This window comes from Acidovorax sp. Root70, from assembly GCF_001428225.1.
Classification (GTDB): Bacteria; Pseudomonadota; Gammaproteobacteria; order Burkholderiales; family Burkholderiaceae_C; genus Acidovorax.
The window spans coordinates 1-25,936 of sequence record NZ_LMHQ01000003.1 but is presented as its reverse complement, the minus strand read 5'-3'; the positions used below and the strand labels follow the sequence as shown (position 1 = coordinate 25,936).

The 25,936-nt window shown below is 67.8% G+C and carries 24 protein-coding genes; 11 read left to right on the top strand and 13 right to left on the bottom strand.

Going from position 1 to position 25,936, the window contains the following annotated elements:
* The first annotated feature begins 228 nt into the window (after window positions 1–228).
* From ASD94_RS02505 to ASD94_RS02465, 9 genes are all read left to right on the top strand, one after another.
* Entirely contained in the window at window positions 229–1,638 is a 1,410-nt protein-coding gene (locus ASD94_RS02505; protein ID WP_056638151.1) for an L-serine ammonia-lyase, read from the top strand.
* A gap of 77 nt (window positions 1,639–1,715) precedes the next feature.
* Complete coding sequence (locus tag ASD94_RS02500) at window positions 1,716–2,249, top strand: C4-dicarboxylate ABC transporter substrate-binding protein (protein ID WP_056638148.1); 534 nt, start codon at window positions 1,716–1,718, stop codon at window positions 2,247–2,249.
* Window positions 2,250–2,259: 10 nt separating this feature from the next.
* On the top strand, window positions 2,260–3,771 hold the full coding sequence (locus ASD94_RS02495; protein ID WP_056638145.1) for a TRAP transporter large permease subunit: 1,512 nt from the start codon (window positions 2,260–2,262) through the stop codon (window positions 3,769–3,771).
* Window positions 3,772–3,882: 111 nt separating this feature from the next.
* Complete coding sequence (gene hpnD / locus ASD94_RS02490; protein ID WP_056638143.1) at window positions 3,883–4,722, top strand: presqualene diphosphate synthase HpnD; 840 nt, start codon at window positions 3,883–3,885, stop codon at window positions 4,720–4,722.
* Between the two features lie 51 nt (window positions 4,723–4,773).
* Complete coding sequence (hpnE, locus tag ASD94_RS02485) at window positions 4,774–6,051, top strand: hydroxysqualene dehydroxylase HpnE (RefSeq protein WP_056638444.1); 1,278 nt, start codon at window positions 4,774–4,776, stop codon at window positions 6,049–6,051.
* Between the two features lie 162 nt (window positions 6,052–6,213).
* Window positions 6,214–7,224: a tripartite tricarboxylate transporter substrate binding protein gene (locus tag ASD94_RS02480; RefSeq protein ID WP_056638139.1), complete on the top strand. Its 1,011-nt coding sequence runs from the start codon at window positions 6,214–6,216 to the stop codon at window positions 7,222–7,224.
* A 150-nt stretch (window positions 7,225–7,374) separates the two neighbouring features.
* A complete protein-coding gene (locus tag ASD94_RS02475) occupies window positions 7,375–8,043 on the top strand; it encodes a response regulator (protein ID WP_015014896.1) in 669 nt (222 codons plus the stop codon).
* Window positions 8,044–8,046: 3 nt separating this feature from the next.
* A complete protein-coding gene (locus ASD94_RS02470; RefSeq protein WP_056638137.1) occupies window positions 8,047–9,435 on the top strand; it encodes a sensor histidine kinase in 1,389 nt (462 codons plus the stop codon).
* A 35-nt stretch (window positions 9,436–9,470) separates the two neighbouring features.
* Complete coding sequence (locus ASD94_RS02465; RefSeq protein ID WP_056638442.1) at window positions 9,471–10,520, top strand: tripartite tricarboxylate transporter substrate-binding protein; 1,050 nt, start codon at window positions 9,471–9,473, stop codon at window positions 10,518–10,520.
* A 149-nt stretch (window positions 10,521–10,669) separates the two neighbouring features.
* On the opposite strand, the gene ASD94_RS02460 is transcribed toward ASD94_RS02465, so the two are convergent.
* The 12 genes from ASD94_RS02460 to ASD94_RS02405 form a co-directional block, all read right to left on the bottom strand.
* Entirely contained in the window at window positions 10,670–11,947 is a 1,278-nt protein-coding gene (locus ASD94_RS02460) for a hypothetical protein (RefSeq protein WP_156391322.1), read from the bottom strand.
* A gap of 305 nt (window positions 11,948–12,252) precedes the next feature.
* The gene (locus ASD94_RS02455) at window positions 12,253–12,465 is read right to left on the bottom strand and encodes a DUF2788 domain-containing protein (protein WP_056064510.1); all 213 of its coding nucleotides are present in this window, start codon (window positions 12,463–12,465) and stop codon (window positions 12,253–12,255) included.
* Window positions 12,462–13,316, bottom strand: a complete 855-nt coding sequence (locus ASD94_RS02450) for a DUF2189 domain-containing protein (protein ID WP_056638131.1) — start codon at window positions 13,314–13,316, stop codon at window positions 12,462–12,464. Before ASD94_RS02450 ends, ASD94_RS02455 begins: the two co-directional genes overlap by 4 nt.
* A gap of 110 nt (window positions 13,317–13,426) precedes the next feature.
* A complete protein-coding gene (locus ASD94_RS02445; RefSeq protein ID WP_156391321.1) occupies window positions 13,427–14,134 on the bottom strand; it encodes an HAD family hydrolase in 708 nt (235 codons plus the stop codon).
* 100 nt (window positions 14,135–14,234) lie between these two features.
* Complete coding sequence (locus ASD94_RS02440; protein WP_056638128.1) at window positions 14,235–15,311, bottom strand: LacI family DNA-binding transcriptional regulator; 1,077 nt, start codon at window positions 15,309–15,311, stop codon at window positions 14,235–14,237.
* On the bottom strand, window positions 15,308–16,333 hold the full coding sequence (locus ASD94_RS02435) for a D-glycerate dehydrogenase (RefSeq protein WP_235510553.1): 1,026 nt from the start codon (window positions 16,331–16,333) through the stop codon (window positions 15,308–15,310). The genes ASD94_RS02440 and ASD94_RS02435 overlap by 4 nt, the downstream gene beginning before the upstream one ends.
* On the bottom strand, window positions 16,330–17,280 hold the full coding sequence (locus ASD94_RS02430) for a sugar kinase (protein ID WP_056638125.1): 951 nt from the start codon (window positions 17,278–17,280) through the stop codon (window positions 16,330–16,332). The genes ASD94_RS02435 and ASD94_RS02430 overlap by 4 nt, the downstream gene beginning before the upstream one ends.
* A complete protein-coding gene (locus ASD94_RS02425) occupies window positions 17,277–18,023 on the bottom strand; it encodes a sugar phosphate isomerase/epimerase (protein ID WP_056638122.1) in 747 nt (248 codons plus the stop codon). The genes ASD94_RS02430 and ASD94_RS02425 overlap by 4 nt, the downstream gene beginning before the upstream one ends.
* A gap of 62 nt (window positions 18,024–18,085) precedes the next feature.
* Window positions 18,086–18,865 (bottom strand): amino acid ABC transporter ATP-binding protein, encoded by a 780-nt coding sequence (locus ASD94_RS02420; protein WP_056638118.1) that lies wholly within the window; start codon window positions 18,863–18,865, stop codon window positions 18,086–18,088.
* 27 nt (window positions 18,866–18,892) lie between these two features.
* Window positions 18,893–19,699 (bottom strand): transporter substrate-binding domain-containing protein, encoded by an 807-nt coding sequence (locus tag ASD94_RS02415; protein WP_015014908.1) that lies wholly within the window; start codon window positions 19,697–19,699, stop codon window positions 18,893–18,895.
* Window positions 19,700–19,763: 64 nt separating this feature from the next.
* Complete coding sequence (locus ASD94_RS02410; RefSeq protein ID WP_015014909.1) at window positions 19,764–20,417, bottom strand: amino acid ABC transporter permease; 654 nt, start codon at window positions 20,415–20,417, stop codon at window positions 19,764–19,766.
* Between the two features lie 11 nt (window positions 20,418–20,428).
* The gene (locus ASD94_RS02405; RefSeq protein WP_015014910.1) at window positions 20,429–21,100 is read right to left on the bottom strand and encodes an amino acid ABC transporter permease; all 672 of its coding nucleotides are present in this window, start codon (window positions 21,098–21,100) and stop codon (window positions 20,429–20,431) included.
* Window positions 21,101–21,301: 201 nt separating this feature from the next.
* Here ASD94_RS02405 and hemH point away from each other — a divergent pair, with 201 nt between their 5' ends.
* Window positions 21,302–22,414: a ferrochelatase gene (gene hemH, locus ASD94_RS02400; RefSeq protein WP_056638115.1), complete on the top strand. Its 1,113-nt coding sequence runs from the start codon at window positions 21,302–21,304 to the stop codon at window positions 22,412–22,414.
* 165 nt (window positions 22,415–22,579) lie between these two features.
* Window positions 22,580–25,066, top strand: a complete 2,487-nt coding sequence (locus ASD94_RS02395; RefSeq protein WP_056638112.1) for a Lon protease family protein — start codon at window positions 22,580–22,582, stop codon at window positions 25,064–25,066.
* 270 nt (window positions 25,067–25,336) lie between these two features.
* Here ASD94_RS02395 and ASD94_RS02390 read toward each other — a convergent pair whose 3' ends face one another.
* A complete protein-coding gene (locus ASD94_RS02390) occupies window positions 25,337–25,675 on the bottom strand; it encodes a hypothetical protein (protein ID WP_146186030.1) in 339 nt (112 codons plus the stop codon).
* Window positions 25,676–25,936 lie beyond the last annotated feature (261 nt).

Below are 25,936 nucleotides of genomic sequence, written 5' to 3'. Positions count from 1 at the left end.
AGCGCTTGATTTATATACGCCACCAGCTATTTAATTCATAGCGATCCGCTGAGATGTTCCACGCCCTCGGCCCGGTCGGGGCAGGGATAGCGAGCATGCCCCGGCCACCGCACCCGGTTAGCCTCGCGGCCACCGTGGCAGGGCGGCGGCCAGCGCCCCACCCTGCCGGCCCGTGCCTGCGCGCCACAAGCGCTGCGGCACTTCCTTTGAGCCAGGGTCACCCCCACCATGTCCGTCAGCGTTTTCGACCTCTTCAAGATCGGCATCGGGCCGTCCAGCTCCCACACCGTGGGCCCCATGATTGCGGCCCGGCAGTTTGCCTGCCATGTGCGCGACACCGTCGGCCTGGCGGCGGTGTACCAAGTTACCGTGGAGCTGTTCGGCTCTCTCTCGGCCACCGGCGTGGGCCACGGCACCGACCGGGCCGTGCTGCTCGGCTTGGCCGGACACGAGCCAGACCATATCGACCCCGACCAGATCGCCCCCGCCATCGCACAGATCCGCCAAAGCGGCACGCTGGCGTTGCTGGGCGAGCATGCCGTGCCGTTTGTCGAAAAGGACCACCTGCTGTTTCGCCGCAAAAGCCTGCCGCTGCACCCCAACGGCATGGCGTTCCATGCACTGGATGCGCAGGGCAACGACATCGCCATGCGCGAGTACTACTCGGTAGGCGGCGGCTTTGTGGTCGATGCGGCCGGCCAGCGCGTGCTCAACACCCCGGCCAGCGCGGGCGCCGACACCGCAGGCCACGGCCAGGGCCTGCCACACCCGTTCCGCACCGGGGCCGAGCTGCTGGCGCAGTGCCGCACCACGGGCCTGAGCATGGCCCAGCTCATGGCCGCCAACGAACAGCACTGGCGCAGCCCGGCCGAGGTGCGGCGCCAGTTGCTGGCCATCTGGCAGACCATGGCAGGCGCCGTGCAGCGCGGCTGCGCCAGCACTGGCACCCTGCCCGGCCCCATGCATGTGCGCCGCCGCGCGGCCGAGCTGCACAAGAACCTGAGCCGCTCGCCCGAGGCTGCCCTGCGCGACCCGCTCTCCATGCTGGACTGGGTGAACCTGTACGCCATGGCCGTGAACGAAGAGAACGCCGCGGGCGGCCGCGTGGTGACGGCCCCTACCAATGGTGCAGCGGGCGTGATCCCGGCCGTGCTGCACTACTACGTCAACTTTCTGCAGGGCCCCATCCCGGCCAACGACGACGGCATTGCCACCTTTTTGCTCACCGCAGGCGCCATCGGCATCATCTACAAGGAGAACGCCTCGCTCTCCGGCGCCGAGGTGGGCTGCCAGGGCGAGGTCGGCGTGGCCTGCTCCATGGCCGCCGGCGCGCTGGCCGCCGTGATGGGCGGCACGCCCGAGCAGGTGGAAAACGCCGCCGAAATTGGCATGGAGCACAACCTGGGCATGACCTGCGACCCCGTGGGCGGGCTGGTGCAGATCCCCTGTATCGAGCGCAACGCCATGGGCGCGATCAAGGCCATCAACGCCGCCCGCATGGCGCTGCGCGGCGACGGGCAGCACGTGGTCTCGCTCGACAAGGTCATCAAGACCATGATGCAGACCGGCGCGGACATGAAGGTGAAATACAAGGAGACATCGCGCGGCGGGCTGGCGGTGAATGTGGTCGAATGCTGAACCGCGCCGCCCACCGGCCCCTATCGCAATCCCTCTCGCACCTCGCTTCGCGGCACGTTTCGTAGCCCCCCACCTGCATGCATCTGCCGCCGGACCTGCCCACCCCCTTACCACTGGAGCGCTGGCTCAACCGCCTGGGCGCACTGGTGATGCCGCTGGCGCTGCTGGTCGTGCTGCTGCTGTTTTTGCAATGGCCGTTGCGCGACGGGTGGGGTGCGGGGTCCAGCCAGGCCAACGACCTCGCGCAGGTGCTGTTTGCGCTGTATGTGGCCGTGGCCCTGCGCCATGCCGACCGGCGCGGCGCCCACCTGGTCAGCCGCCCCGACCTCGCCCATGCGGGCCGGGGCCCGGTGCGCGCCATGCGCCTGCTGGGCGCGCCCCTGGCCGTGCTGCCCTGGGCGGTGTTTGTGTGCATCAACGCCGCGCCCACAGTGTGGCGGTCGATGCGGGGGCTGGAGAGTTTTCCTGAAACCGCCAACCCCGGCTACTTCGTCATCAAGCTGGCCTTGCTGTTGCTGGCCGTTTTGCTAGGCCTGCAGGCCCTGGCCGACCTGTGGCGGGCCATGCACACGCTGCGTACGCCCACTGGCGCACCGACGGACCCTGCATGAGTCTCATCCAATGAACGCCATCGGCCTGTTGCTGCTGGTGCTGGCCCTGGTGCTGATGATGACCACCGGCTGGGCCACCTACTCCGTGCTGCTGGGCGTCAGCACCCTGGGCGCGGTGGCGGGCCTGGCGCTGGGCGCGTTTGATGGCGCGGTGCTGCGCAGCCTGCCGGAGCGCGTAGTGGGCCTGCTCGAACACGACCTCCTGCAGGCGCTGGTGCTGTACGCCGTGGTGGGTGCGCTGCTCAACCATCTGGCACTCGTCAACGGCCTGTACAGCGGCCTGCGCAAGCTGCTGGCGCGCGTGGTGGGACAACGGGCCGCACCCGACATGGCGGGCCTGGGCGTAGGCATGCTCATGGCACCCATGAACGGATCGGTGGGGGCCAGCCTGGTGACCCTGTCGCACACCGCCGGGCAGGCCTGGGCCCACGAAGGCATGCCGCCCGCCCGCCGCACCGCCCTGGTCGCGGTGGCCAGCACGCTGGGCATCATCGTGCCGCCGTCGCTGGTGCTGTTGCTGCTGGGTGATGCCATGCTGCGCGCCCACACCGAGGGCCTGACCCTGGCCACGCAACTGGGGCTGGCCAGCGCCCGCGCGGGCACCCGCATCATCAACACCCAGGATGTGCTGCAGGCCGCCCTGGCACCCGGCGCCTTGCTGCTGGTGCTGTGGATGGGCGTGACCTGGTGGCTAGCCCAGCGCCGGACTGGCGGCACCGCAGGTCACAGGGCTGCGTCCCCCACCCCCTTAGCCCTGACCCCCAGCGAACGCTGGACGCTGGGCGTGGTGCCTACGCTCATCGTAGCCCTGCTGGCACTGGTCACCACCGGCCGTGTTCGGGCGGTGGAGGCCGCCGCCACCGCCGGGGTGCTGCTGCTGGTGTGGGGCGTGACGTCGCGCCAGCTCACGCTGCGGCGGCTGGCGCAGGTGCTGGACGACGCCATGGCGCTCACCGGTGCGCTGTTTGCGCTGCTGGTGGCGGCGGTCACGTTCTCGCTGGTGCTGCGCGCCTACGGCACCGATGTGCTGGTGGCTGAATGGATGCGTGCCCTGCAGGGCCAGCCCCTGCTGGCCATGGGGGTGGTGCTGGCCGTTCTGCTGGGGTCGGCGTTTGTGCTGGACGCGTTCGAGCTGATCTTCCTGATCATCCCCATCGTCATGCCCCCTTTGCTGGCACTGGTGGACGACGCGGCCTGGGTGGCTGCGCTTACCTTGCTGGTGCTGCAGGCGGGGTTCCTGCTGCCGCCGTTGGGCTACGCGCTGGTGCTGTCCCGCGCCCAGGTGGCGCCCCGGCCCGCCATGGGCGCGGTGGCGCGCGCGCTGGCGCCCTACCTGCTCTGCCTGGCCGGCGTGATTGCCCTGGTGATGGCCGTGCCCGCCACCACGCAGTGGCTGCGCAGCACACCCGCCACACTGCCCGAGATGTCGATCCAGGGCGACGACCTGGACGCGCTCATGCGCGAGATGTCGCAACCCGAGGCGCCGGCCCCTGCACCCGCCGCCTCTGCAACACCTCCCTAAAGCTATCATTTGAATAGCAACCTCGGCATGCTGCACTAGCGCATCCGCCCGAAAACACCTCAAACCCTGCCAACCGGCCCGCCCCGGTGCGCCATGGGACAATCTCGCTCCATGACACCGCAGCAGTACGTACAGCAAAAAGCCGTGGCCTCGGGCAGCAGCTTCTATTACGCCTTTCTCTTTCTGCCCGCGCCCCGCCGCGCGGCCATCACGGCGTTCTATGCGTTTTGCCGCGAGGTGGACGATGTGGTCGATGAGGTGAGCGACCCCGGCGTGGCCCGCACCAAGCTGGCCTGGTGGCAGGCCGAAGTGACCAAGGCCTACGCGGGGCAGCCCACGCACCCGGTGATGCTGGCGCTGATGCCGCTGGCGGCCGACTACGGCATCGAACAGCGCCACCTGCAGGCCGTGATCGACGGCTGCCAGATGGATCTGGAGCAGACCCGTTATCTCGACTTTGCAGGCCTCAAGGGCTACTGCCACCTGGTGGCGGGCATCGTGGGTGAAGTGGCCGCGCGCATCTTCGGCCAGACCGACCCGCGCACCACCGAATACGCGCACCGGCTGGGCCTGGCGTTCCAGCTCACCAACATCATCCGCGACGTGGGCGAAGACGCCATGCTGGGCCGCATCTACCTGCCGGTCAGCGAGCTGCAGCAGTTCGATGTGAAAGCGCACGAGATCTTGAAGCGCCAGTACTCCGACCGGTTCACCGCCCTCATGCGCTTTCAGGCGGAGCGTGCACACCGGCTGTACGACGAGGCCTTTGCCCTGCTGCCCGACGCAGACCGCCGCGCCCAAAAGCCCGGCCTGATGATGGCCAGCATCTACCGCACCCTGCTGCGCGAGATCGAGCACGAGAACTTCCAGGTGCTGCACCAGCGCATCCGCCTCACGCCGCTGCGCAAGTTCTGGCTGGCCTGGAAGATGCAAGCCCTGGGCAGGATGTAGCCCGGCGTGGCACCGCAGAAAGTCGCCGTCATCGGGGCTGGCTGGGCCGGCATGGCTGCGGCCATCTCCCACCGGCAGGCCGGCCGCCAGGTCACCGTGTTCGAGGCCGCGCGCACCGTGGGCGGCCGCGCCCGCGCCGTGCCGGGTGTGTTGCCCGATGGCACAGCGGCCACGCTGGACAACGGCCAGCACATCCTGATTGGCGCCTACACCGAGAGCCTGCGCCTGATGCGCCTGGTGGGCGTAGACCCCACCACCGCGCTGCTGCGCCTGCCGCTGACCCTGCAGTTCCCCGACGGCCAGGGCCTGCAACTGCCCGACCTGCCCCCGCCGCTCGATGCGCTGCTGGGCATCGTGCGCGCCAAAGGCTGGGGCTGGCAAGACAAGATCGCCCTGCTGCGCACGGCCACCGCCTGGCAGCTGCGCGGCTTTCGCTGCGCGCCTCACACCTCGGTGGCAGACCTGTGTGCCCCGCTCACGCCCCGGCTAATGGCCGAGTTCATCGACCCGCTGTGCGTGTCGGCACTCAACACCCCCGCGCGCGAGGCCAGTGGCCAGGTGTTTTTGCGGGTGCTACAAGACAGCCTGTTCAGCGGGCGCGGTGGCTCCAACCTGCTGCTACCCCGCACCGACCTGGGCGCGCTGTTCCCCGAGGCTGCAGCGCGCTGGTTGCTGCAGCAAGGCGGCCAGGTGGTTACCGGCCAACGCATCCAGCGGCTCGTGCCCCTGCCCAGCGGGCGCTGGCAGCTGGCGGGCGCGGCGCACGGCGCGGAAGAAGTCGACGCCTTCGACCACATCACATTGGCCTGCCCCTCGTGGGAGGCCGCGCGCTTGGTCGAGGGCCTTGCCAGCACGGCAGGCTTGGCCGCTGCTGCACGCTGGGGCGCCACCGCCAATGCCCTGCGGTTTGAGGCCATCACCACCGTTTACGCCCACGCCAGCGGCGCGCGCTTGCCCCTGCCCATGCTGGCGCTGCGCAACACGGCCGAGCACCCGGCACAGTTCGTGTTCGACCGGGGCCAACTTGACGGCCAGCAGGGCTTGCTGGCGTTTGTGGTGAGCGCCAGCGACGGCGACCGGACACTCATCGAACAGCAGGTGCTGCAGCAAGCCGCTGCGCAGTTGGGCCTGCCCGGCCTGCGCCCCGTGCAGACCGTGGTCGAAAAGCGCGCCACGTTTGCGTGCACCCCGGGCCTGCAGCGGCCCGCCATGCAGGTGCTGCCGGGGCTGATGGCCTGCGGCGACTATGTGGACGGCCCCTACCCGGCGACACTGGAAGGCGCGGTGCTCAGCGGCGCTGCCGTAGCGGCGCGTGCGGCTGCGGGCTGAAATCCAGCGACAGGATCAGCCGGCCACCCCCGGGTAACTACCAAGCCCGCTGACAGCATTCCGAAAGCACGGCCCGGGCACCATGGCGCCACACGCATACTGCATGCGCTCTTTGGCCTTTTGTCTTTGGCCTTTTGCTTTTGTTTTGACGGAGACACCCCCATGCTTTCACACGAACACTCTGCCCTCTGGTCCCCCACCCGCCGCCATCTGCTGGGCGCCAGTGGCGCCTTGGCCCTGGGCGGCCTGCTGCCCACGGGTGCCTCGGCCCAGGCGGCCTGGCCGTCCAAGTCGGTGCGGTTTGTGGTGCCGTTCGCACCGGGCGGCAGCTCGGAGATCGTGGCCCGCTCCACCGCGGCCGAGCTGGGCAAGACGCTGGGCCAGAGCGTGTATGTGGACAACAAGCCCGGCGCCGCCGGCAACATCGCCATGGGTGAAGTGGCCCGCTCCGAAGACCAGCACACACTGATCCTGGGCCACATCGGCACGCTGGCCGTCAACCCCTTCATCTTCGACAAGCTGCCCTACGACGCCAACAAGGACTTCAAGCCCGTGAGCCTGCTGGCCAAGGTGCCCAGCCTGTACGTGGTGCACCCCGACGTGCCCGCCAAGAACCTCAAGGAGTTCATCGCCTACGCCAAGAAGAACCCGGCCAAGCTCAGCTATGGCTCGGCGGGCAACGGCAGCGCGGGCCACCTGGCGTTTGAATACCTCAAGATGACCGCCGAGATCTTCATGCTGCACGTGCCCTACCGTGGCACCGGCCCCATGATGACCGACCTGCTCTCGGGCCGCCTTGATGCCGCTGCCGTGGGCGCCGCCGCCCTGCTGCCGTTCATCAAGGCCGGCAAGGTGCGCTGCATCGCCACCGGCTCGGCCAAGCGCCTGCCCCAGCTGCCCGACGTGGCCACCGTGGCCGAACAGGGCTTCCCGGGCTTTGAGATGACGCAGTGGTACGGCATGCTGGCCCCCGCCAACCTGGCACCCGCCAACCTCGACAAGCTGGCGGCCGAGACTGCCAAGGCCGTCAAGGCCCCCGGCTCGCTGGAGCGCCTGAACGCGGACGCGGCCGAGGCCATTGGCGGAACGCCCGCGCAGTTTGCGCAGTTCATTGCGTCCGAACAGGAGCGCTGGAAGAAGGTGCTGCTGCGCGCGAAGGTGAAGCCAGACTAACCCCCTGAGCCGCTTCGCGTCTTCCCCCGAGGGGGGACGCCGCCAGTGGCCTGGCGAAGCCAGTTCCACGGTGGCTCTGGCTTGGGCCTTGCCCGTCGCAAACGCCTGGGGCGCAAAGAAATATCAGCGAACGGCATTAGCATCCCAGCCATGCGCATCCTCCTGGCCGAAGACGACCACAACCTGGGCACCTGGCTCAGCCGTGCGCTGGAGCATGCGGGCATCCAGGTCGAATGGGTGAACGATGGCCGCCTGGCCGACCGCGCGCTGCAACAGCACGACAACTACGACGCTCTGGTACTGGACCTGGGCCTGCCCGGGCTCGACGGCCAGGCCGTGCTGCAGCGCCTGCGCGACCGCGACCAGCGCCTGCCCGCGCTGATCCTCACGGCGCGCGACTCTCTGGACGAGCGCGTGCGCTCGCTCAACGCGGGGGCCGACGACTTTCTGGCCAAGCCCTTTGAGCTGGCCGAGCTGGAGGCTCGCCTGCACGCCCTGGTGCGCCGCGCGCGCGGCAACGAGCACCAGCGCCAGGCCTGTGGTGCGCTGGTGTATGACAGCGCCCGCAAGCAGTTCACGCTGCGCGGCGAGCCCCTGGCCCTCTCCCCGCGCGAACACGCCGTGCTGCGCGTGCTGGTGCAGCGCAGTGGCGAGCCGTTTTCCAAGCAGCAGATCCTGGACCGCGTGTTCACCGACGATGACGACGTGCACCCCGAAGCCGTGGAGGTGTTTGTGCACCGCTTGCGCAAGCGGCTGGATGGCAGCGGTGTGCGCATCACCACGCTGCGCGGCCTGGGCTATGCGCTAGAGGCAGACTGACCGATGGGCCTGACCGCACGCCTGCGCCGCGCCAGTCTGTGGCGCCTGCTGGCGATGCTGTTGCTGCCGCTGCTGGCTCTGGTGACGGGTGTGGAGCTGTGGATGACCCGGCACGATGCGCTGGAGGCCGCCAACGCGGCGTACGACCGCTCGCTGCTCGGCGCGCTCAAATCCATCGACGCCAACATCTCCACCGCCTCGGGCGGCCTGTCGGCCGAGCTGCCGTACAGCATGCTCGAATTCTTTGAGCTCACGGCCAGCGGCAACGTGTACTTTCGCGTGGCATCGTCCGACGGGCTGGTAGAGCTGGGCAATGCAGACCTGCCGCTGCCCGCCGGCCCGCTGGAGCCCGGCGTGCCACGCTTTTATGACGCCACTTACTTTGGCGAATCCGTGCGGCTGGCGGCCTACCGCCGCGCGCTGGACCGTACAGAACCCAAATCCACCGTGCTGGTGCAGGTGGCAGAAAGCACCCGGTCGCGCCAAGACTTCACCGACCGCTTTGTGCGCCGTGCGGTGCAGCGCGATGCCCTGGTGCTGGCCCTGATGGTGCTGGGCACTGCGGCGCTGCTGGCCGTGGCGCTGCGCCCGCTGGCGCGGCTGGCGCGTGAGGTGCAGGCCCGCAATGGCGACGACATGACCCCGCTGGCATCCCACGACCTGCCCGCAGACATCCGCCCGCTGGTGGACGCCGTCAACCAGCAGATGGCACGCACGCAAGACTTGGTGACACAGCAGCGGCAGTTTCTGGACGACGCCTCGCACCAGCTGCGCACCCACCTCACCACGCTGCAGATGCAGATCGACTACGCGCGCCGCGAGGGCGACAGCACGCAGGTGCAGCACACGCTGGCGGCCATTGGGGGCGAGATCGCCCGCGCCACGCGCAGCACACAGCAACTGCTGGCGCTGGGCCGCAGCGACACAGCGGCGGTGGAGTTGACGCCCTTCGACCTGGCCGCGCTGCTGCGCACGGTGGCGTTGGAGCTGCTGCCCCAGGCGCGCGCCAAGCAGATCGACTTTGGCATCCACACGCCCGCCGCTGGTATCGAGGCCGTGGGCGACAGTGGCCTGCTGCGCGAGGCCCTGACCAATTTGGCCGCCAACGCCATCGTCTACACCCCCGCGCAGGGCACCGTCACCGTGTCGGCTGCGGGTGACAGCCTGGGCTGGAGCATCAGTGTGGAGGACAACGGTCCCGGCCTGCCCGCCGAGGAGCGCGACGCCCTGGGCCAACGCTACCGGCGCGGTTCACAGGCCACGGCGGGCGGGTCGGGCCTCGGGCTGGCGATTGCGCGGTCGATTGCCGAGCGGCACCGGGGCAGCCTGCGGCTGCAGGCGCGCGCCGAGGGGCCGGGGCTTCTGGCGATACTCTGGTGGCCCCGCGCCTGACACAGCCCGCTGAACCACTGAACGTTGCACATCCCATGCCGCAGCCCTTGCCCGCCACGGACCGCCTGCTGAGCACGCCTTGCAGCCGCCGCCAGCTGCTGCAGACGCTCACGGCCGCCGCCAGCGCGGGCGCGGGCCTGGCTCCCTTATCAGCAGCGGCCGACGCATCCCGTGAATCGGCAGAGTGCATTGCGCCCTCACGCCCCGGCGGCGGATTTGACCTGACCTGTGGCCTGGCATCACAGGCGCTGCAAGCCGTGCGCCCTGGCCGCACGCCGCTGCGCACCCGCTACCTGCCCGGCGGCATTGGCGCGGTGGCGTTTGACCAGGTGGCCACGGGCCGCCTGGGAGGGCCCGGCACGCTGGTGGCATTCTCCAGCGGCTCGCTGCTCAACCTGGCGCAGGGCCGCTTCGGCCCGCACCCGGTGAGCGCCGTGCGCTGGATTGCAACGCTGGGCAACGACTACGGCGTGGTGGCGGTGCACCGCGATGCTCCCTACCAGCGCTTGCAGGACGTGGTCACCGCATTGCAAAAAGATTCGGGCCGCGTGGTGTTTGGCGCCGGCGGCACGCTGGGCAGCCAGGACTGGGTCAAGGCTGCGCTGCTGGTGCGCGCGGCGGGGCAAGACCACAAGCGCATGCGCTTTGTGTCATTTGAAGGCGGCGGCGAAGCGCTCAAGGCACTGGGCGGCCGGCACATCGACATCTTTACCGGCGACGCCGCCGAGGCCACCCGGGCCGCTACCGAAGGCCTGCCGATGCGCATCCTCGCGGTGCTGGCCCCCGCACGGCTGCCCGGCGCCTTGGCCGCCCTGCCCACGGCCCGCGAGCAGGGCATCGAGCTACTGTGGACCACCGTTCGCGGCCTCTACATGGCCGCCAGCGTGTCTGATGCCGACGCCCACGCCTGGACGACCGCTCTGCAGGAAGCCCAGGCGGCGCCGGGCTACGCGGCCCTGTGCGCCCGCCATGGCCTGTACCCTTTTGCGCTAAGTGGCGCTGCGCTGGCCGACTATGTGCAGCGCAGCCTGGCCGACTACCGCCGCCTGGCGCAGGAGCTGGGGCTGCGGTCGTGGCCGCGCTGAGTACCGCATCGCCACGGCCCGGTTGCGCCCTTGCACAGGCTCTGGGCCCCACAAGCTGACGCACCCGCAGATGCCTTGCCTAGCGGGGATTCCAGGGGCTAGGCCCACCCACACGCTTGCAAGTGATCTGGGCGCGACGACAGTCGCCTCTACGCAGGCAGGGCGCCGGTGCCTTGCAAACCGGTCAAGCCGGTGGGCCGGTCCTCGGCAGGCGGCGATGCCGCAGCGCGGTGTTCAGGCTCGCCCTCCCCGGCTGCGGACAGGGACGACTGTGCCGCATAGGCCGTCAACGTATTGCGCCATTCTTCGTTCGAGGCGTCCATGGCGCGCCGCATGCGCATCACCACCCAGCCTGCTACGCCCACCGTCAAGGCCAGCAGCACCAGCAGGCCATACACCAGCGACGCCGGGAAGTGCCCTGCATTCAACTGCTCCATCCGCGCCAGCAGTGCCAGCGTGGCATGGCGGTCTTGCTCGGCCTGCGCGCGCATGCGGTCGACTTCCACCTGCAGAGCCTGCATACGCGCGGCGTTGGACCCTGCACCGTCCGGCGCGTTGCCCTCAGGGGCCGAAGACGTTGCCTGCGGGGAGCCCGCACCCTCGGACGGCGCCGCTTCGCCAGACGCTGGCGGTGTGACCAGCGCCGCCAGCGGTTCCATCACCAGCCGGGGCTTGGTCGGGCCGGGGGCAGCGGGTGCTGCTGCGGGCGCCACGGGCGCTGCCGCAGCGATCGCGGTGGGGCCCGCCGGAGGAGACTCGGTCTTCGCCGCGGGCGCGGCGCGCGATGCCTCCGTCGGCCCCGGTGAGGCAGCGCTGACCGCCGCAGCCTCGCTGGAGGGGCCGCTTGCAAGGGGCGTTGAAGCGGGCTTCACGGCGAGTCGCGTGGTGACCTTGCGCACAGCACGCGCACCGACCGAAGCCCTGCGCTGCCGCGGGGGGCCCGCCTCGGGGGCTGCCACTGATTCGCCAGCGCTGGTGGCCCCCGCCCGCGCTGGGGGTAACTCTGCAACCGGCACATTCCAGGGAATCGCTACGGGCCGGGCCCCGGCCGCCACCGTGGCGGGCAGGTCGGCCAACAAGGTGTATTCGCGCGTCACCCGCCCAGCGCATTGGACCGACACCTGAGCGGTCAGCACGGGTTCGTCTGCCAAATGGGAGGACTGTACCCGCAGCACGGGGTTGCGCTCCTGTTCGCCCGGCCGCACGCTCACCTGCACACGTCCTGCCGGCACCGCCATATCGCCCGATACCAGCCGCACTTGCGGACACAGGTCGTCCACCGCCATTCCCGGGTCCAGCTGGACTTCAAAGCTCAGGTCGATGGGCTGCCCCAGCCATACCTTGCCCTGAGGGGCTCCCAGGGACAAGGCCTGAGACGCCTCGGCCACCAAGCCCATGATGACGAGAATCAACGAGTTACGAATCATCACAATCATCTCCTAACGTTGCAATTAGTTTCTACATGAAACAAAACACAACGGAAAGCAATGAATGAGTAGAACGACGAGGGCGAGGGGGATTTGCCACACCCTGCGGAGGGGCCGACGTAACCACAAGCCAAGCAACACCGGCAGCAGATGCTCTGGCTGATTGCTCCACCCGTCCAATACCCCTTGATCACGTCGCCAGAACAGAGCGAGCGTGATGGTTGAGTACGGAGGTCGCAAGATCAGTGCGCCGGGTCGGCCCTCGTCCCCGGCGCATCGCTGCGGGGGCCATCACCGTTGCGCGGTCACCGCTCCAGCCACCACTGGATCACCACCTTGGCCAGGAACCCCAGAAACCCCACGCCCAGCCCCAGGAACAGCACAAAGGTGCCAAACCGCCCGGCTTTGGACTCCCACGCCAGCTGCCCGATGATGAACAGCATGTAGGCAATGAATGCACCCACCCCGTAGGTGAGGAAGAAGCCCGAGATCTGCGCCTCGGTAAAGCCAAAAATCACGATGCCCCTCCAGGCGTCCGCACGGGAGCAGCCGGTGCCACCAAGCCGCGCTCGGGCAGGCTGGACGCGTCCACCAGATCACGGTACGCATGCCAGCTGGCATGGCCCAGCATGGGCATCACGGCGATCAGGCCCAGCAGCAGCGAGCCCAGGCCCAGCAAGGTAAAGCCCAGGATGATCGCCGCCCAGAACGCCATCGGCAGCGGGTTGGTGATGACTGCCTGCCAACCCGTCAATACCGCTTGCAGCAGGGTGGCGCGGCGGTCCAGCAGCAACGGCATGGCCACCACGCTGGACGCAAAAATGGGCGCGGCCATCAGGCTGCCCAGCGCCAGCCAGATTTCAAACAACCAGCCGTCACGCGCCATGACCACATGGCGCAGAAAATCTAGAGGCGTCTCAATGGGCACGGGCGCCAGCAGCGTGATGAGCGCCGCCGAGGTCATGACCCAGCCCGAGGCGGCCAGAGCCAGCAGCGCGCCAAACTGCAGCATGCACCAGTAGTCGCTGCCCCATTTGTTCACATGGCTGTTCTGCCAGTTCAGCCAGGTCTTGAGCACCACGCCCAGGTTGGCGGCCTCACCACGCTCCAGTGCGCGGCTCAGTGCATACAGGCTGGTGGCCAGCACCGGCGCCACCACCAGAAAACCCGACAGCGCGCCCGCCAGCAGCCAAAAGCGATGGTGCCCCACAGCCAAGATGGCAGCCCCGAACAGCGTGAGCGCCAGGCCATGGGCAAAACTGATCCAGCCCGCCCGCGCCATGTCGCGCCAGGCCAGCACCAGCCAAGTCATGGGCTGCATCAGGCCGATGCTGCGGATGGAAGGCAAAACTGGGGGATTACGGGGCATGGTGTGGGGGTCGCTCGGCGACGCGTGAGTGTGACTTCATCGGGCAGCGGCATCAACCGCCGCGCGCCAAAACCTTGACCTGAGGCAAGAAACCAGGCCGGTGCCGCCGGTCAGGACAGCAGTTGGCACAGTGCGGTAAGGCTGCCCACGGTGGCATGGGGCTGCACACCGCCGTGGGGCCAGGGGTGGTTGGCGCTATTGATCCACACCGCCTGCATGCCCGCATTCAGCGCGCCTTGGGCGTCCAGCGTGGCGTCGTCGCCCACGTGCAGCACCTCGTGGGGCAGCACGTCGGCCGCGCTGGCAGCAGCGTGGAAGATGCGCACATCGGGCTTGGCGATGCCAAAGTCCGAGGCGCTGATGCTGTGGCGAAAGTAATGGCCGATGCCGATGCGGTGCACATCGGCATTGCCATTGGACACAGCCACCACCGGGTAGCGCGCCGACAAAAAGGCCAGCGTTTCGTGCGCGTCGTCAAACAGCTCCACCCGCTGGCGCTCGGCAAAGAACAAATCAAACGCCGGTTCGGCCAGCGCGGGCTCATCACCGGCCTGCGTCAGCGCCAGCCGGATGGACTCGCGCCGCAGCGCGCTCAGGTCGCCCTTCAGGTCGGGGCGCAGGCTCACCATCTGGTTGCGGATGGCGCGCAGCGCCTCGGTGTCCGAGAACAATGCCGCCGTGGCGGGCGCGTGGTGGGTCAGCCAGTCCAGCAGCACACTTTCGGCCCGCGTGATGGTGGGCCAGATGGGCCAGAGCGTGTCGTCCAGGTCGATGGAGATGGCGCGGATGCGGGAGGTGTCCAGAGAGGGATTTGGCACAGGGCGCACCTGAAGGATGGAGGCGAAAAAAGAGGCCCCGGCGATGTACCAGGACGAGGGCCGCAAAGCATACCGCAGGCCTTTGCGGAATGCAGTGCATTCAACCCGGGTCTGGCGCGCCCGCAGGCCCCAACGAAGATCCGCGCACCACCAGCAGCCCGGGCAGCAGGCTCTCGCGTGCAGGGCCTTCCAGGCCGTTGATACGCTCCAGCAAGCACTGCGCCGCACGTTGTCCGATGGCATCGGTGGGCTGGGCCACAGCGCTCAGGCCGGGCCGGATCAGCGACGCCCATTCAGGGTCATCAAAGCCCACAAAGCCCAACTGTTGTCCAAACGCCCACCCCATGCGCGAGACGGCCGCAGCCACCCGCAGCGTGACCACCGAGTTGCCCGCCACCACCGCGCAGCGCTCACCGGGCCGGGCCTGTCGCAGCAGATCGGTGAGGGCCTGGTGCAGCAGCTCGTCGCCCTGCTCCGCGGCCAGCTCCAGCACCGTGCCGCGCACTGCCGAGCCCTTGGACGACATCAGCGTACTGAAGGCCTCCGTGCGCTCGACGCGGGAACTCACGCCCAACAAGGGTTGGGTGATGTAGAGCAGGCGCTGCCAGCCTTGCTGCTGCAGGTGGGCACAGGCTTCACGCATGGCCCCATGGTTGTCCAGCGAGACGAAGTCTGCCGCCAGCCCGGCGTGGCGCCGGTCCACCAGCACTGCGGGCTTGCCGTGCAAGGTGTTCACATCCGCCTGTCCTTCACCCTGCCCCAGCGTGTTGAGAATGAAACCGTCCACCTGGTAGCTGGCCAGAGCATCGATGGCCGCGCGCTCGCGTTCGCGGTCGTTGCCCAGGTTGAACAGCATGACCAAGTAGCCCGCGTCCTGGCAGGCCTTCTCGGCGCCCCGCAACACGGCCACCGAATAGGGGTTGGTGATGTCGGCCACCACCAGGCCAATGAGCCGCGAGCGGCCATGGCTCAGCGCCTGGGCCATGGGGCTGGGCACATAGGCCAGCTTGGCGATGGCCGCCTCGACCCGCGCCGCAATGTCGGGGCTGAGCAGGCGTTCACGGTGGTTGAAGTAGCGCGACACCGTGGCCTTGGACACACCGGCCTCGGCCGCCACATCGGCAATGGTGGGGCGGGCGCGGGGCGTGGCGGAGGGCGCGGGTATCGGAGGGCTCATGCGGGTACGGGGTTGTACACGGCGGCGGGCCGCTCGCCAGCCAGAGCCTGCAGCAGGTTGGCGGTGGCCAGCGCGGCCATGGCATGGCGCGTGTCGTGCGTGGCCGAGCCGATGTGTGGCAGCGGCGTCACGCGCGGGTGGGTGCGCAGGGGCGACGCCAGCGGCAGCGGCTCGGTGGCAAATACATCGAGCCCCGCCGCGCGCAGCGGGCCATGGTCCAGCGCGTGCAGCAGGTCTTGCTCCACCACGGTGGCACCCCGACCGCCGTTGATGAAGATGGCGCCGGGCTTCATGGCCGCAAACAGTTCGGCATTGACCATGCCCCGCGTGCTGTCCGACAAGGGCAGCATGGCCACCACAAAGTCCGATTGCGCCAGCAGCGCGGGCAGCGGCGTGTGGATGGCCTTGCGCTGCAGCTCAGGGGCCTGGGCCGCCAGGTCCACCGGGCGGCGGGCGTGGTACATCACGGGCATGCCAAACCCCAGTGCGGCGCGGCGCGCCACGGCCTGGCCAATGCGGCCAAATCCGAGCAGGCCCAGCGTCTTGCCATGCGCATCGCTGCCAAACAGGTCTTCTCCAATATTCTTGGTCCACCGGCCCTCGCGCACCAGCTGCGACAGCTCCACCAGCCTGCGGCTGGTGGCCAGAAGCAGGGCGAAAACCGTGTCGGCCACGGTTTCGTCCAGCACTCCGGGGGTGTGGCACAGCATGATGCCGCGCGCCTGCAGTACGTCCAGCGCGTAGTTGTCCACGCCCACCGAGATGCTGGACACCACCTGCAGCCGGGGCGCACGCGCCAGCACGGCGGCATCGATGGGAAAGCTGGAGCCGATGAGCCCGTGCGCCTGCGCTAGGGCGGCATCGAATCGCGCACGTTCATCGGGCTTGCGCGGGTCGGCCACCGTCACGTCGTGCACGGCGGTCAGACGCGCCAGCTGGTCGGGCGGCAGCTCGCGAAACACCAGCACCTGCTTGCGCGCTGGGCTTGTGATGCTGTCTGTTGAAGGTAGCGTCAGGCTCACAGGCCCGCCTCCTGCAGTTGTGCGCGGGTGGGCAGCCCCTCGGTGTCGCCCAGCACCTGCACGGCGCGGGCACCAATCCAGGCGCCACGGCGCACGGCAGCGGGCACGGTCAGGCCTTCCAGCAGCGCGCTGATCACGCCCACGGCAAAGCCGTCGCCCGCGCCCACGGTGTCCACCACCTGGGCCACGGGCACGCCAGGCACGCGGCCGGTGCCGGCCACATCGCTGTCGTAGTAAGCGCCCTCGGGGCCAAGCTTGACGACCACCAGCTTGGCGCCTCGCTCACGGTAAAAGCGCGCCACACCCTCAGGGGTGGTTTCGCCGGTCAAAAACACACCCTCTTCCATGCCTGGCAGCACCCAGTCGGCATAGGTCGCCAGGGTGTTGATCCAGTGGCGCATGGTCTCGGGCGACGACCACAGCGTGGGGCGCAGGTTGGGGTCGAACGAGATGGTGCGGCCTGCGGCGCGCATCACTTCCAGCGTGCGGATGGCGGCCTGCAGGCTGGTGTCGGAGATGGCGGCAAACACGCCCGTGGCATGCAGGTGGCGCGCGGACCGCAGCCAGGGCTCGTCCACATCGGCGGGCCCCATCTGGCTGGCGGCAGAGCCCTTGCGGTGGTACTCCACCTGCGGGTCGCGGCCATCCATCACGCGCTCTTTGAACTGGAAACCCGTGCGCTGCGTGGCATCGCACACCACGTGCGAGCAATCAATGCCCTCCCCCTGCATGGCGGCCAGCAGCGCGCGGCCCATGGAGTCGGTGCCCAGGCGGCTGGCCCAGCCCACCTTCAGGCCCAGGCGCGCCAGGCCAATGGCCACATTGGTCTCGGCCCCGGCCGTGCGCTTGTGAAAGCCGGTGGCGTTCTCCAGCGGGCCGGGCTCGTTGGCCACCAGCAGCAGCATGGCCTCGCCAAACAGTGCAACGTCAAAAGCCGGGGCGGTCATGCAGCCTCCCGTGCCGCGCGAATGAAGGCCACCTGCTCGCGCGTGACGGTCACCAGGTCGTCGCCCACCAGCGGGTATTCAATGGCATGCGGCACATCGGCAGGCAAGGCTCGCAACACGGCGCGCCATGGCGCTACCGAATCGGCCAGCGGAACCGCCACCCACTTGGCGGGCAGGCGCTGCACGCCCTTGCAGTGCACATAGCGCACATGGGGTGCCAGGGCCTGCGCGGCCTGCAGCGGGCATTCGCCCTGCCAGTGCCAGTTGCCCATGTCAAAGGTCATGCCCAAATCAAGCCCGGCCTGTGCCTGGACCGCAAAAAAGGTCTGCATGGCGGCCAGCGTGCCGGCGGTGGTGGTCTGGTCGTTTTCGATCACCAGCTCCACCTGCGGGGCGGCCTGCAGCAGGGCCTTGAGGCGTTGCAACGAGGCATGCGACGAAGGGCTAAAGCCGCCAATCGACATCTTCAGGCGCGGCGCGCGCAGCACCTGGGCAGCCTGCACGCCGCGCGCCAGGGCTGCTTCATCCAGCTCGCCCTGCACGGTCCACAGGCCTTCGGGGCTGGAGTACACCGCCGCCCGGCCCGCCAGCGCGGGCAGCTCGGTGGCTGCGTCGCGCAGCAGTTCGCCACGCACCTCCACGCCGTCCGCGCCGGCTTGCTGGGCCAGGTCGGTGCACCACTGCTGGCCGTGGCGACCGGTTTCGGCCGCGCCGAAGGAGGACAGGGAAATCAATACCTTCATGTGTTTCTTTCAGGCTCCGCCCCCACGGGGCAGAGGCCATCAACCGCACGACCTGCCAGGTCTCAATGTGCGTGGTGGGAACTCAGGATCTGGCCCAGGAACTGCCGCGTCTTGTCGTGCTGCGGCTGGCCAAAGAACTGCTGCGGCGGCGCCTGCTCCAGGATCTTTCCGTCGGCCATGAAAATCACGCGGTCGGCCACGCTGCGCGCAAAGCCCATTTCGTGCGTCACGCACAGCATGGTCATGCCGTCTTCGGCCAGGCTGATCATGGTGTCCAGCACTTCCTTGACCATCTCGGGGTCGAGCGCCGAGGTGGGCTCGTCAAACAGCATCACCTTGGGCGCCATGCACAGCGCACGCGCAATGGCCACGCGCTGCTGCTGCCCGCCCGAGAGCTGGCTGGGGTGCTTGTGCGCCTGCTCGGGGATGCGCACGCGGGTCAGGTACTTCATGGCCACTTCTTCGGCCTGGGCCTTGCTCATGCCGCGCGAACGCATGGGGGCCAGCGTGCAGTTTTCCAGAATGGTCAGGTGCGGGAACAGGTTGAACTGTTGGAACACCATGCCCACTTCGGCGCGCACGGCGTCCACGTTCTTGCCGCCGGCGGTCAGGTCAATGCCATCGACCTCGATGCGGCCTTTTTGTACCGTTTCCAGCCGGTTGATGCAGCGAATCAGCGTGGACTTGCCCGAGCCCGATGGCCCGCAGATCACGATGCGCTCGCCGGGCCGCACCGACAGGTTGATGTCGGTGAGCACCTGGAAGCTGTCGTACCACTTGTTGACCCCTTCCATGCGGATGATCGGCGGCGTGCCGGGGGCGGTCGTGACTGCGTCGCTCATCAATGGCTCCTTATCGTTCAGGCAGGCTTACTGCAGCTTGGGCAGGTCAGCGCCCAGCCACTTCTGGTACAGCTTGTTCAGCTCGCCATTGGCGGTGTTGCGTGCCACAAAGTCGTTCACGGCCTTGGTCAGCTCATCCTGGCCGGGGCGCAGGGCAATGCCCATGGCTTGCTGCAGCAGGTTGAACTTGTTCTCGAACGTGTTGGCGGGCACGCGCTTGGCGATCTGCGCCGCCACGGTGACCGAGCAGCCAATCGCATCGACCTGGCCCGAGATCAGCGCCTGCATGGCCGATGCGTCGTCGTCAAAGCGGCGGATTTCGGTGCCCTCAGGGGCGGCCTTGGTCACGGCCACGTCTTGGGTGCTGGCACGGGCCACGCCCACGCGCACAGTTTTCAGGTCGGCAGCGCTCTTGATGTTGGCACCGGTCTTGCCGTACAGCACGATGGTCGCGGCCGCATAGGGCTGCGAGAACTGCACCTGCTTGGCACGCTCGGGCGTGATGGCCAGCGAGGCCACCAGCACATCAACCTTGTTGGTCAGCAAAAACGGGATGCGATTGGGGCCGGTGACGGGCACGATGTTGGCCTTCACGCCCAGGTCCTTGGCCAGCAGCTTGGCCACGTCGGCGTCGTAGCCGTCGGGCTGGTTTTGCGCGTTGGTGGTGCCGTAGGGCGGAAAGTCCACCAGCATGCCGATGGTGATCTCACCCTTCTTCTTGATGTCTGCCACGGACTGTGCCGAGGCCAGCGGCGCAAACGCCGTGAGGGCGGCGCCCAGGCCCAAGGCTGCCAAAGCGGCGGTGGCGGTGCGGCGTTGCAAAGAAAAAGTCATCGCATGTCTCCTGGTGGTTGGTGTGAACGAGAACAGAAAAAAGAAGAAGGTTGCGGCGCGTGGGTCAGCGCGCCAGAGCACGGGCGCGCTTGCGCTCCATGCGTGCGGCCAGCAGCGACAGCGGCCAGCAGATCACGAAGTACAGCGCGGCCACGGTGGTGAACACATGCAGCGGCTGAAAGGTGGCGTTGTTGATGATCTGCCCCGCCCGCGTGATCTCGGTAAAGCCAATGATGGCGGCCAGCGATGTGCCCTTAATGATCTGCACCATGTAGCCCACCGTGGGCGGCAGTGCAATCTTGAAAGCCTGGGGCAGCACCACAAACCGCATGCGGGCCACGTACTTGAGGTTCAGGGCCTGCGCAGCCTCCCACTGGCCGCGTGGCACTGCCTCGATACAGCCGCGCCAGATCTCGGCCAGAAAGGCCGCGCTGTTGAGCACCAGCGCCACACCCGCCGCCACCCAGGGGTTGATGTCAAACCCCAGTACCGGCGCGCCAAAGAAGATGAGGAACAGCTGCAGCAACAGCGGCGTGCCCTGAAACACCTGGATGAACACGCGCGCCGCGTTGCGTGCCGCAGCGTTCTCTGAGGTGCGCGACAGCGCCACCACCAGGCCCAGCAGCGCACCGCCGACGAAGGCAATGGCCGACAGCGCCAGCGTCCACTGCGCGGCCTGCACGATGAAAAGGAATTCGGAGAGTCCGAAGGTACGCATGGTCGGTCTCCTTATCGGCGGTCTGGGTAGTTAAGGACGCGCTGATAAATCAGCTTGAACAGCGCCGAGAAACTCAGCGCCAGCGCCAGGTAAATGGCCGTCACCACGATGTAGATCTCGAAGCTGCGGAAGGTCTGCGACTGCAGGTTGGCCGCCACCGAGGTCAAGTCGTCCGCCGAGATCACCGACACCACGGCCGAGCTGAGCATCAGCAAGATGAACTGGCTGGTAAGCGCCGGGTAGATGGCCTTGAGCGCGGGCTTGAGGATCACAAACCGGAAGATCTCCCACGGCTTGAGGTTGAGCGCCTTGCCCGCCTCGATCTGCCCCTTGGGGATGGACTCGATGCCCGCCCGCACGATCTCGGCCGCATAGGCCCCCAGGTTGACCACCATGGCCGTGAGCGCCGCCGTGTAGGGCGACCAGCGCAGGCCGATGGATGGCAGCGCAAAGAAGAAGAAAAACAGCTGCACCAGAAACGGCGTGTTGCGGATGACCTCGATGTACGCATTGATCAAGAACCGCAGCCAGCCCGGCCCACCGGTCTTGCCCCAGGCGCAAAAGATGGCCACCACCAGCCCCAGCAAAGTGGCGGTGAGCGACAGCTGCACGGTGATCCAGGTGCCCTTGAGCAGCAAGGGCCACGCGGCAAACACGGCATCGAACTGGAACTGGTAATTCACGGTGGACAGTCGTTATTCCAAAGTGGCGCCAGTTTATGAAACCGGTTTCATAACCACATCAGGGAATACCCGATGCACCCCAAAAAGAGGCTGAAAACACCTGAAGACGCTATGCCCGCGCTGATCTCGCTGGCGGTGGTTTGCGAGGCGGTAAAAAGGCTCCCAGCCCGCACTGGCTCGGCGCGTGGGTGAAAATGCCGCATGCCCTCCTTCCACCCCGAACCCCCTTTCACCCACGGCCAGGCCGACCGCACTGCCGTGCTGCTGTGCAACCTGGGCACGCCCGACGAACCCACGGCCCCGGCCGTGCGCCGGTATCTGGCGCAGTTTCTGGGTGACCACCGCGTGGTGGAGATCCCCAAGCTGCTGTGGATGCCCATCCTGCACGGCATCATCCTGCGCACCCGCCCGGCCAAGTCGGCCGCCAAATACGCCAGCATCTGGACACCCGAGGGCTCTCCCCTGGCGCACTGGACGGCCAAGCAGGCCACACTGCTGCGCGGCTGGCTGGGCGAGGCGGGCCACGCGGTGCTGGTGCGCCACGCCATGCGCTACGGCAACCCGTCCATCGCCAGCCAACTCGACGCGCTCAAAGCCGAGGGCGCCACGCGCATCCTCATCCTGCCCCTGTACCCGCAGTACTCCGCCACCACCACGGCCAGCGTGTTTGACGCCGTCTACACCTGGGCCGCGCGCACGCGCAACGTGCCCGAGCTGCGCTTCGTCAACCACTACCACGACGCCCCCGGCTACATCGACGCCCTGGCCCGCACCATCGAAACGCACTGGAAGCACCACGGCCAGCCCGATCAGCTGGTGATGAGCTTTCATGGCGTGCCCGAGCGCACCCTGCACCTGGGCGACCCCTACCACTGCGAGGCCCGCAAAACCGGCCGCCTGCTGGCCGAGCGCCTGGGCCTGCGCGAGGACCGCTACCGCATCACCTTCCAGTCGCGCTTTGGCAAGGCCAAGTGGCTGGAGCCCTACACCCAGCCCACCATCGAGGCACTGGGCCAGGCCGGCACGCAGCGCGTAGACGTGGTGTGCCCCGGCTTCACCAGCGACTGCCTGGAGACACTGGAAGAAATCAACATGGAAGTGCGCGAAGCGTTCTTGCAAGCGGGTGGCAAGGAGTTCCACTACATCCCCTGCATGAACGACAACCACCACTGGATCACCGCGCTGAGCCGCGTGGCCCAGCAGCACCTGGCGGGCTGGCCTACCGAAGCCCCCACTGCGGCGGCACTGGCCGATGCACGCAGCCACGCAGTGGCCGGCGGCGCCCCTGCCGGGGTATGCCCGGTGGCGCACTGATGGCGCCGGGCCGGTGCCCAGGTCCGGCCCATTCACTACACTATTGATAGCAATCAGGGCATATTGCACTAGCACATCTGCCCGTTTTGGCTCATATTTTGGTCGCCAGGTGTTGCACGGCTGCCTGCCAAGCCCTCCGCACCGCCCCCACCCACACCCACATCAATGCCCGCTACCGCCCTTGCCCCCCAACAGTTGCGCCTGACCATTGCCCCCGAATCGCTGGGCTTTGCCAGCACCACCGAGCTGCAAGACCTGCCACTGCCCTGGATCGGGCAAGAGCGCGCACAGGCCGCCGCGCAGTTTGGCCTGGGCCTGCAACAGCCCGACTACCACCTGTTTGTGTTGGGCGAGGTAGGCAGCGGGCGCGCGTCGCTGCTGCGCCAGGCCATGCAGGCAGCGGCCGCAGAGCGCTCCGTGCCCCCCGACCTGTGCTACCTGCACCACTTTGACCAGCCCGACCACCCTCGCGCGCTGCGCCTGCCCGCCGGCGAGGGCCGCCAGCTGCGCCAGGGCATGGCCGACATGGCGCGCAGCCTGCAGGCCGACATCCCAAAGCGCCTGACCAGCCCCGACTTCAAGGCCGAGGCCGAGCGCATCGAAAAGACCTGGCAAACGCAGGAGAGCGATGCCTTTGCGGTGCTGGACGCGTTTGCCGAGGCACGCCAGTTCCGCCTGAGCCGCGAGGCCGGGCACATGGTGTTCACCCTCACTGGCCCCAAGGGCCAGCCCCTGACCGAGGCCGAAGCCCGCGCCCTGCCCCGCGAACGCCGGGCCGAGATCGACGCCGCCGAGCAGGAGCTGCGGGTCGAGATCGCCAAGTTTTTGGAAACCACCCGCCCGCTGGAGCGCGCGCGGGACGACGCCCTGGCCGCCCTGCGCCTCCAGACCATCAAGCCCCTGGTGGAGCACGCGCTGCACGACATCCGCCAGGGCCTGCGCAAGCAGATCAAGGACGCCGTCAAGCTCACGCAGTGGCTGGACCAGGTGGAGCGCACGGTGCTGAACCACATCGACCTCTTCGAGCCCGGCGACGCTGAACAAGGCCAGGACGCCGAAGACGACCGCAAGGACGCGCTGGACGACCTGCTGGCCCGCTGCCAGGTGAACGTCGTGGTGGACAACCACGGCCGCACCAGTGCCCCGGTGGTGGTCGAAGACAACCCCACGGCCCGCACCCTGTTCGGCAGCATCGAACACGGCGCAGACGCCGACACCGTGCAGGCCGACCACGCCAGCATCCATGCGGGCAGCCTGCTCAAAGCGCATGGCGGCTTCATCCTGCTGCACCTGCACGACCTGGCCGCCGAAGAAGGCCTGTGGCCGCGCCTGCGCCGCTTTCTGCGCTGCGGGCGCCTGCAGATCGAGGACGGCAGCGGTGGCGGCGGCCCCGCCCATGCGCCCGGCGGCGCCGTGGCACTGCAGCCCGAGCCGGTGGACGTGGATGTGAAGATCGTGCTGATCGGATCGGTGGAGGAGTACTACGCCCTGCAAGAGGCCGACCCCGACGCCGCACGCCGCTTTCGTGTGAAGGTGGACTTTTCAGACCGGTTCATCGCCACCCCCGGCACCCACCAGTCCTCGGCCATCCTGGTCGCGCAAGTCTGCAAAAAGCGCGGCCTGCCCCACTTTGCCGCCGACGCCGTGGCCCTGCTGCTGGAGCAATCACACCGCGAGGCCGACGACCAAGGCCGCCAAAGCGCGCGCTTTGCCCACACCGAAGCACTCGCCATCGAAAGCGCCGCCCTGTGCCAGGCCCGCGCAGGCACCCTGGTGCAGGCCGCCGACGTGCAAGCCGCCCTGGCCGCCCGCACCCTGCGCCACAACCAGCCTGAAGAAGAACTGCACGAATCCATCACCGAAGGCGAGCGCCTGATCACGCTGCAGGGCTCCATCACCGGCCAGATCAACGCCATGACGCAGATCGACCTGGGCGATTACCGCTTCGGCTTCCCCGTCCGCATCACCGCGCGCACCTTTGCCGGGCAAGAGGGCTTGCTCAACATCGAGCGCGAGGTCGATATGTCCGGCCCCATCCACGACAAAGGCGTGCTCATCCTGCACAGCTACCTCACCGCCCTGTTCAGCCACGTGGCGCCGCTGGCACTCAACGCCTCCATCGTGTTCGAGCAGGAATACAGCGGCGTGGAAGGCGACTCAGCCTCGTGCGCCGAGCTGTATGCGCTGCTGTCCAGCCTGTCAGGCCTGCCCCTGCGCCAGGGCATCGCCGTGACCGGCGCACTGAACCAGCACGGCGAAGTGCTGCCCGTGGGCGGCATCAACGAAAAGATCGAAGGCTGGTTCCGCGCGTGCGCGACGGCGGGGCTGGACGGCACCCACGGCGTGCTGATCCCCGCCCGCAACCAGCGCCACCTGATGCTGGACCGCAGCGTGCTGGACGCTGTGGAGCGCGGTCTGTTTCATGTCTACACCATGGGGCATGTGAGCGAAGGCATTGCGCTGCTGACGGGCGAGGCATCGGGCATGAGCCCGGCGGAATTGCTGCAGGCTCAGGCGGATGAACTGGCCGGAGGCGCGGCCACCGTGGAGGATACGGTGATGCAGCGGGCGGAGGTGACGCTGCGGGCGTATCGGAGGGCTTGTCAGGTGGCCGGGGGGGCGCGGAGGGTGCGAGGGGTGCGGGGGCGGTAGATGGGTTGGTGGAGCGGGAAATCTAATGCTCCGTGTTCTAGCCTCTACGCAGCGATAGTTCTCAACCAAGCAATGCACCCAATGCGCACTATCGGCCAGGAGCGGCCCTAGACGCTCTGGTAAAGCGGTCGCTCAGCGTGAAAGAGACCGGCACGTTTTGTCTCACTCACCTTAATCTTCATGTTTGACGNCGGCCAGGAGCGGCCCTAGACGCTCTGGTAAAGCGGTCGCTCAGCGTGAAAGAGACCGGCACGTTTTGTCTCACTCACCTTAATCTTCATGTTTGACGTGGTTTCCGTAATCCAAGGGTGTCTTGCCGATGCCATCCTTGAGTGTCACGTCTGCTCCCAACTCAATTAGCTTCGCTGCATTGTCAAAGCGGCGCATTAACCTCGCGACGTGCAACGCCGCGTGATGCTGCTCGGAGCCGCTCCTAGCGTCTAGTTCGGCACCGTTCTCAACCAGTGTCTGAATGTCCATCGGCAGCAAGTGCTGGGCAGCAACAATAAGCGGCGTTTCCAAGGAGACATTGCGTTGGTTCACGTCGCGAAGGGGAATGTCCTCGCCCGCAGCGTCCAATTGTGGATACCAGACCGGACGAAGCTTCACGAAGACGGCTTCAAGTGAGGCTGAAGTGAGGGACAGAGGTCGCTCCGAGCTTATGAGTGTGAGGCATACCGTAAAGCAGCGCGCAAACAACCTGTGAGTAAAACTCAGCATTTCCCGACAAGCGTCTGCACAACAAACTATAGCGTCGTCATTGGCATGGCCCGGTAGAGCCAAGGGCCGATTTTCGGCATCAATCAAGCGATTTCAAATCAGTGACGGCTCTTGGGAGACGATGGTCACCGTCGGCTCAGGGCCCAAAGC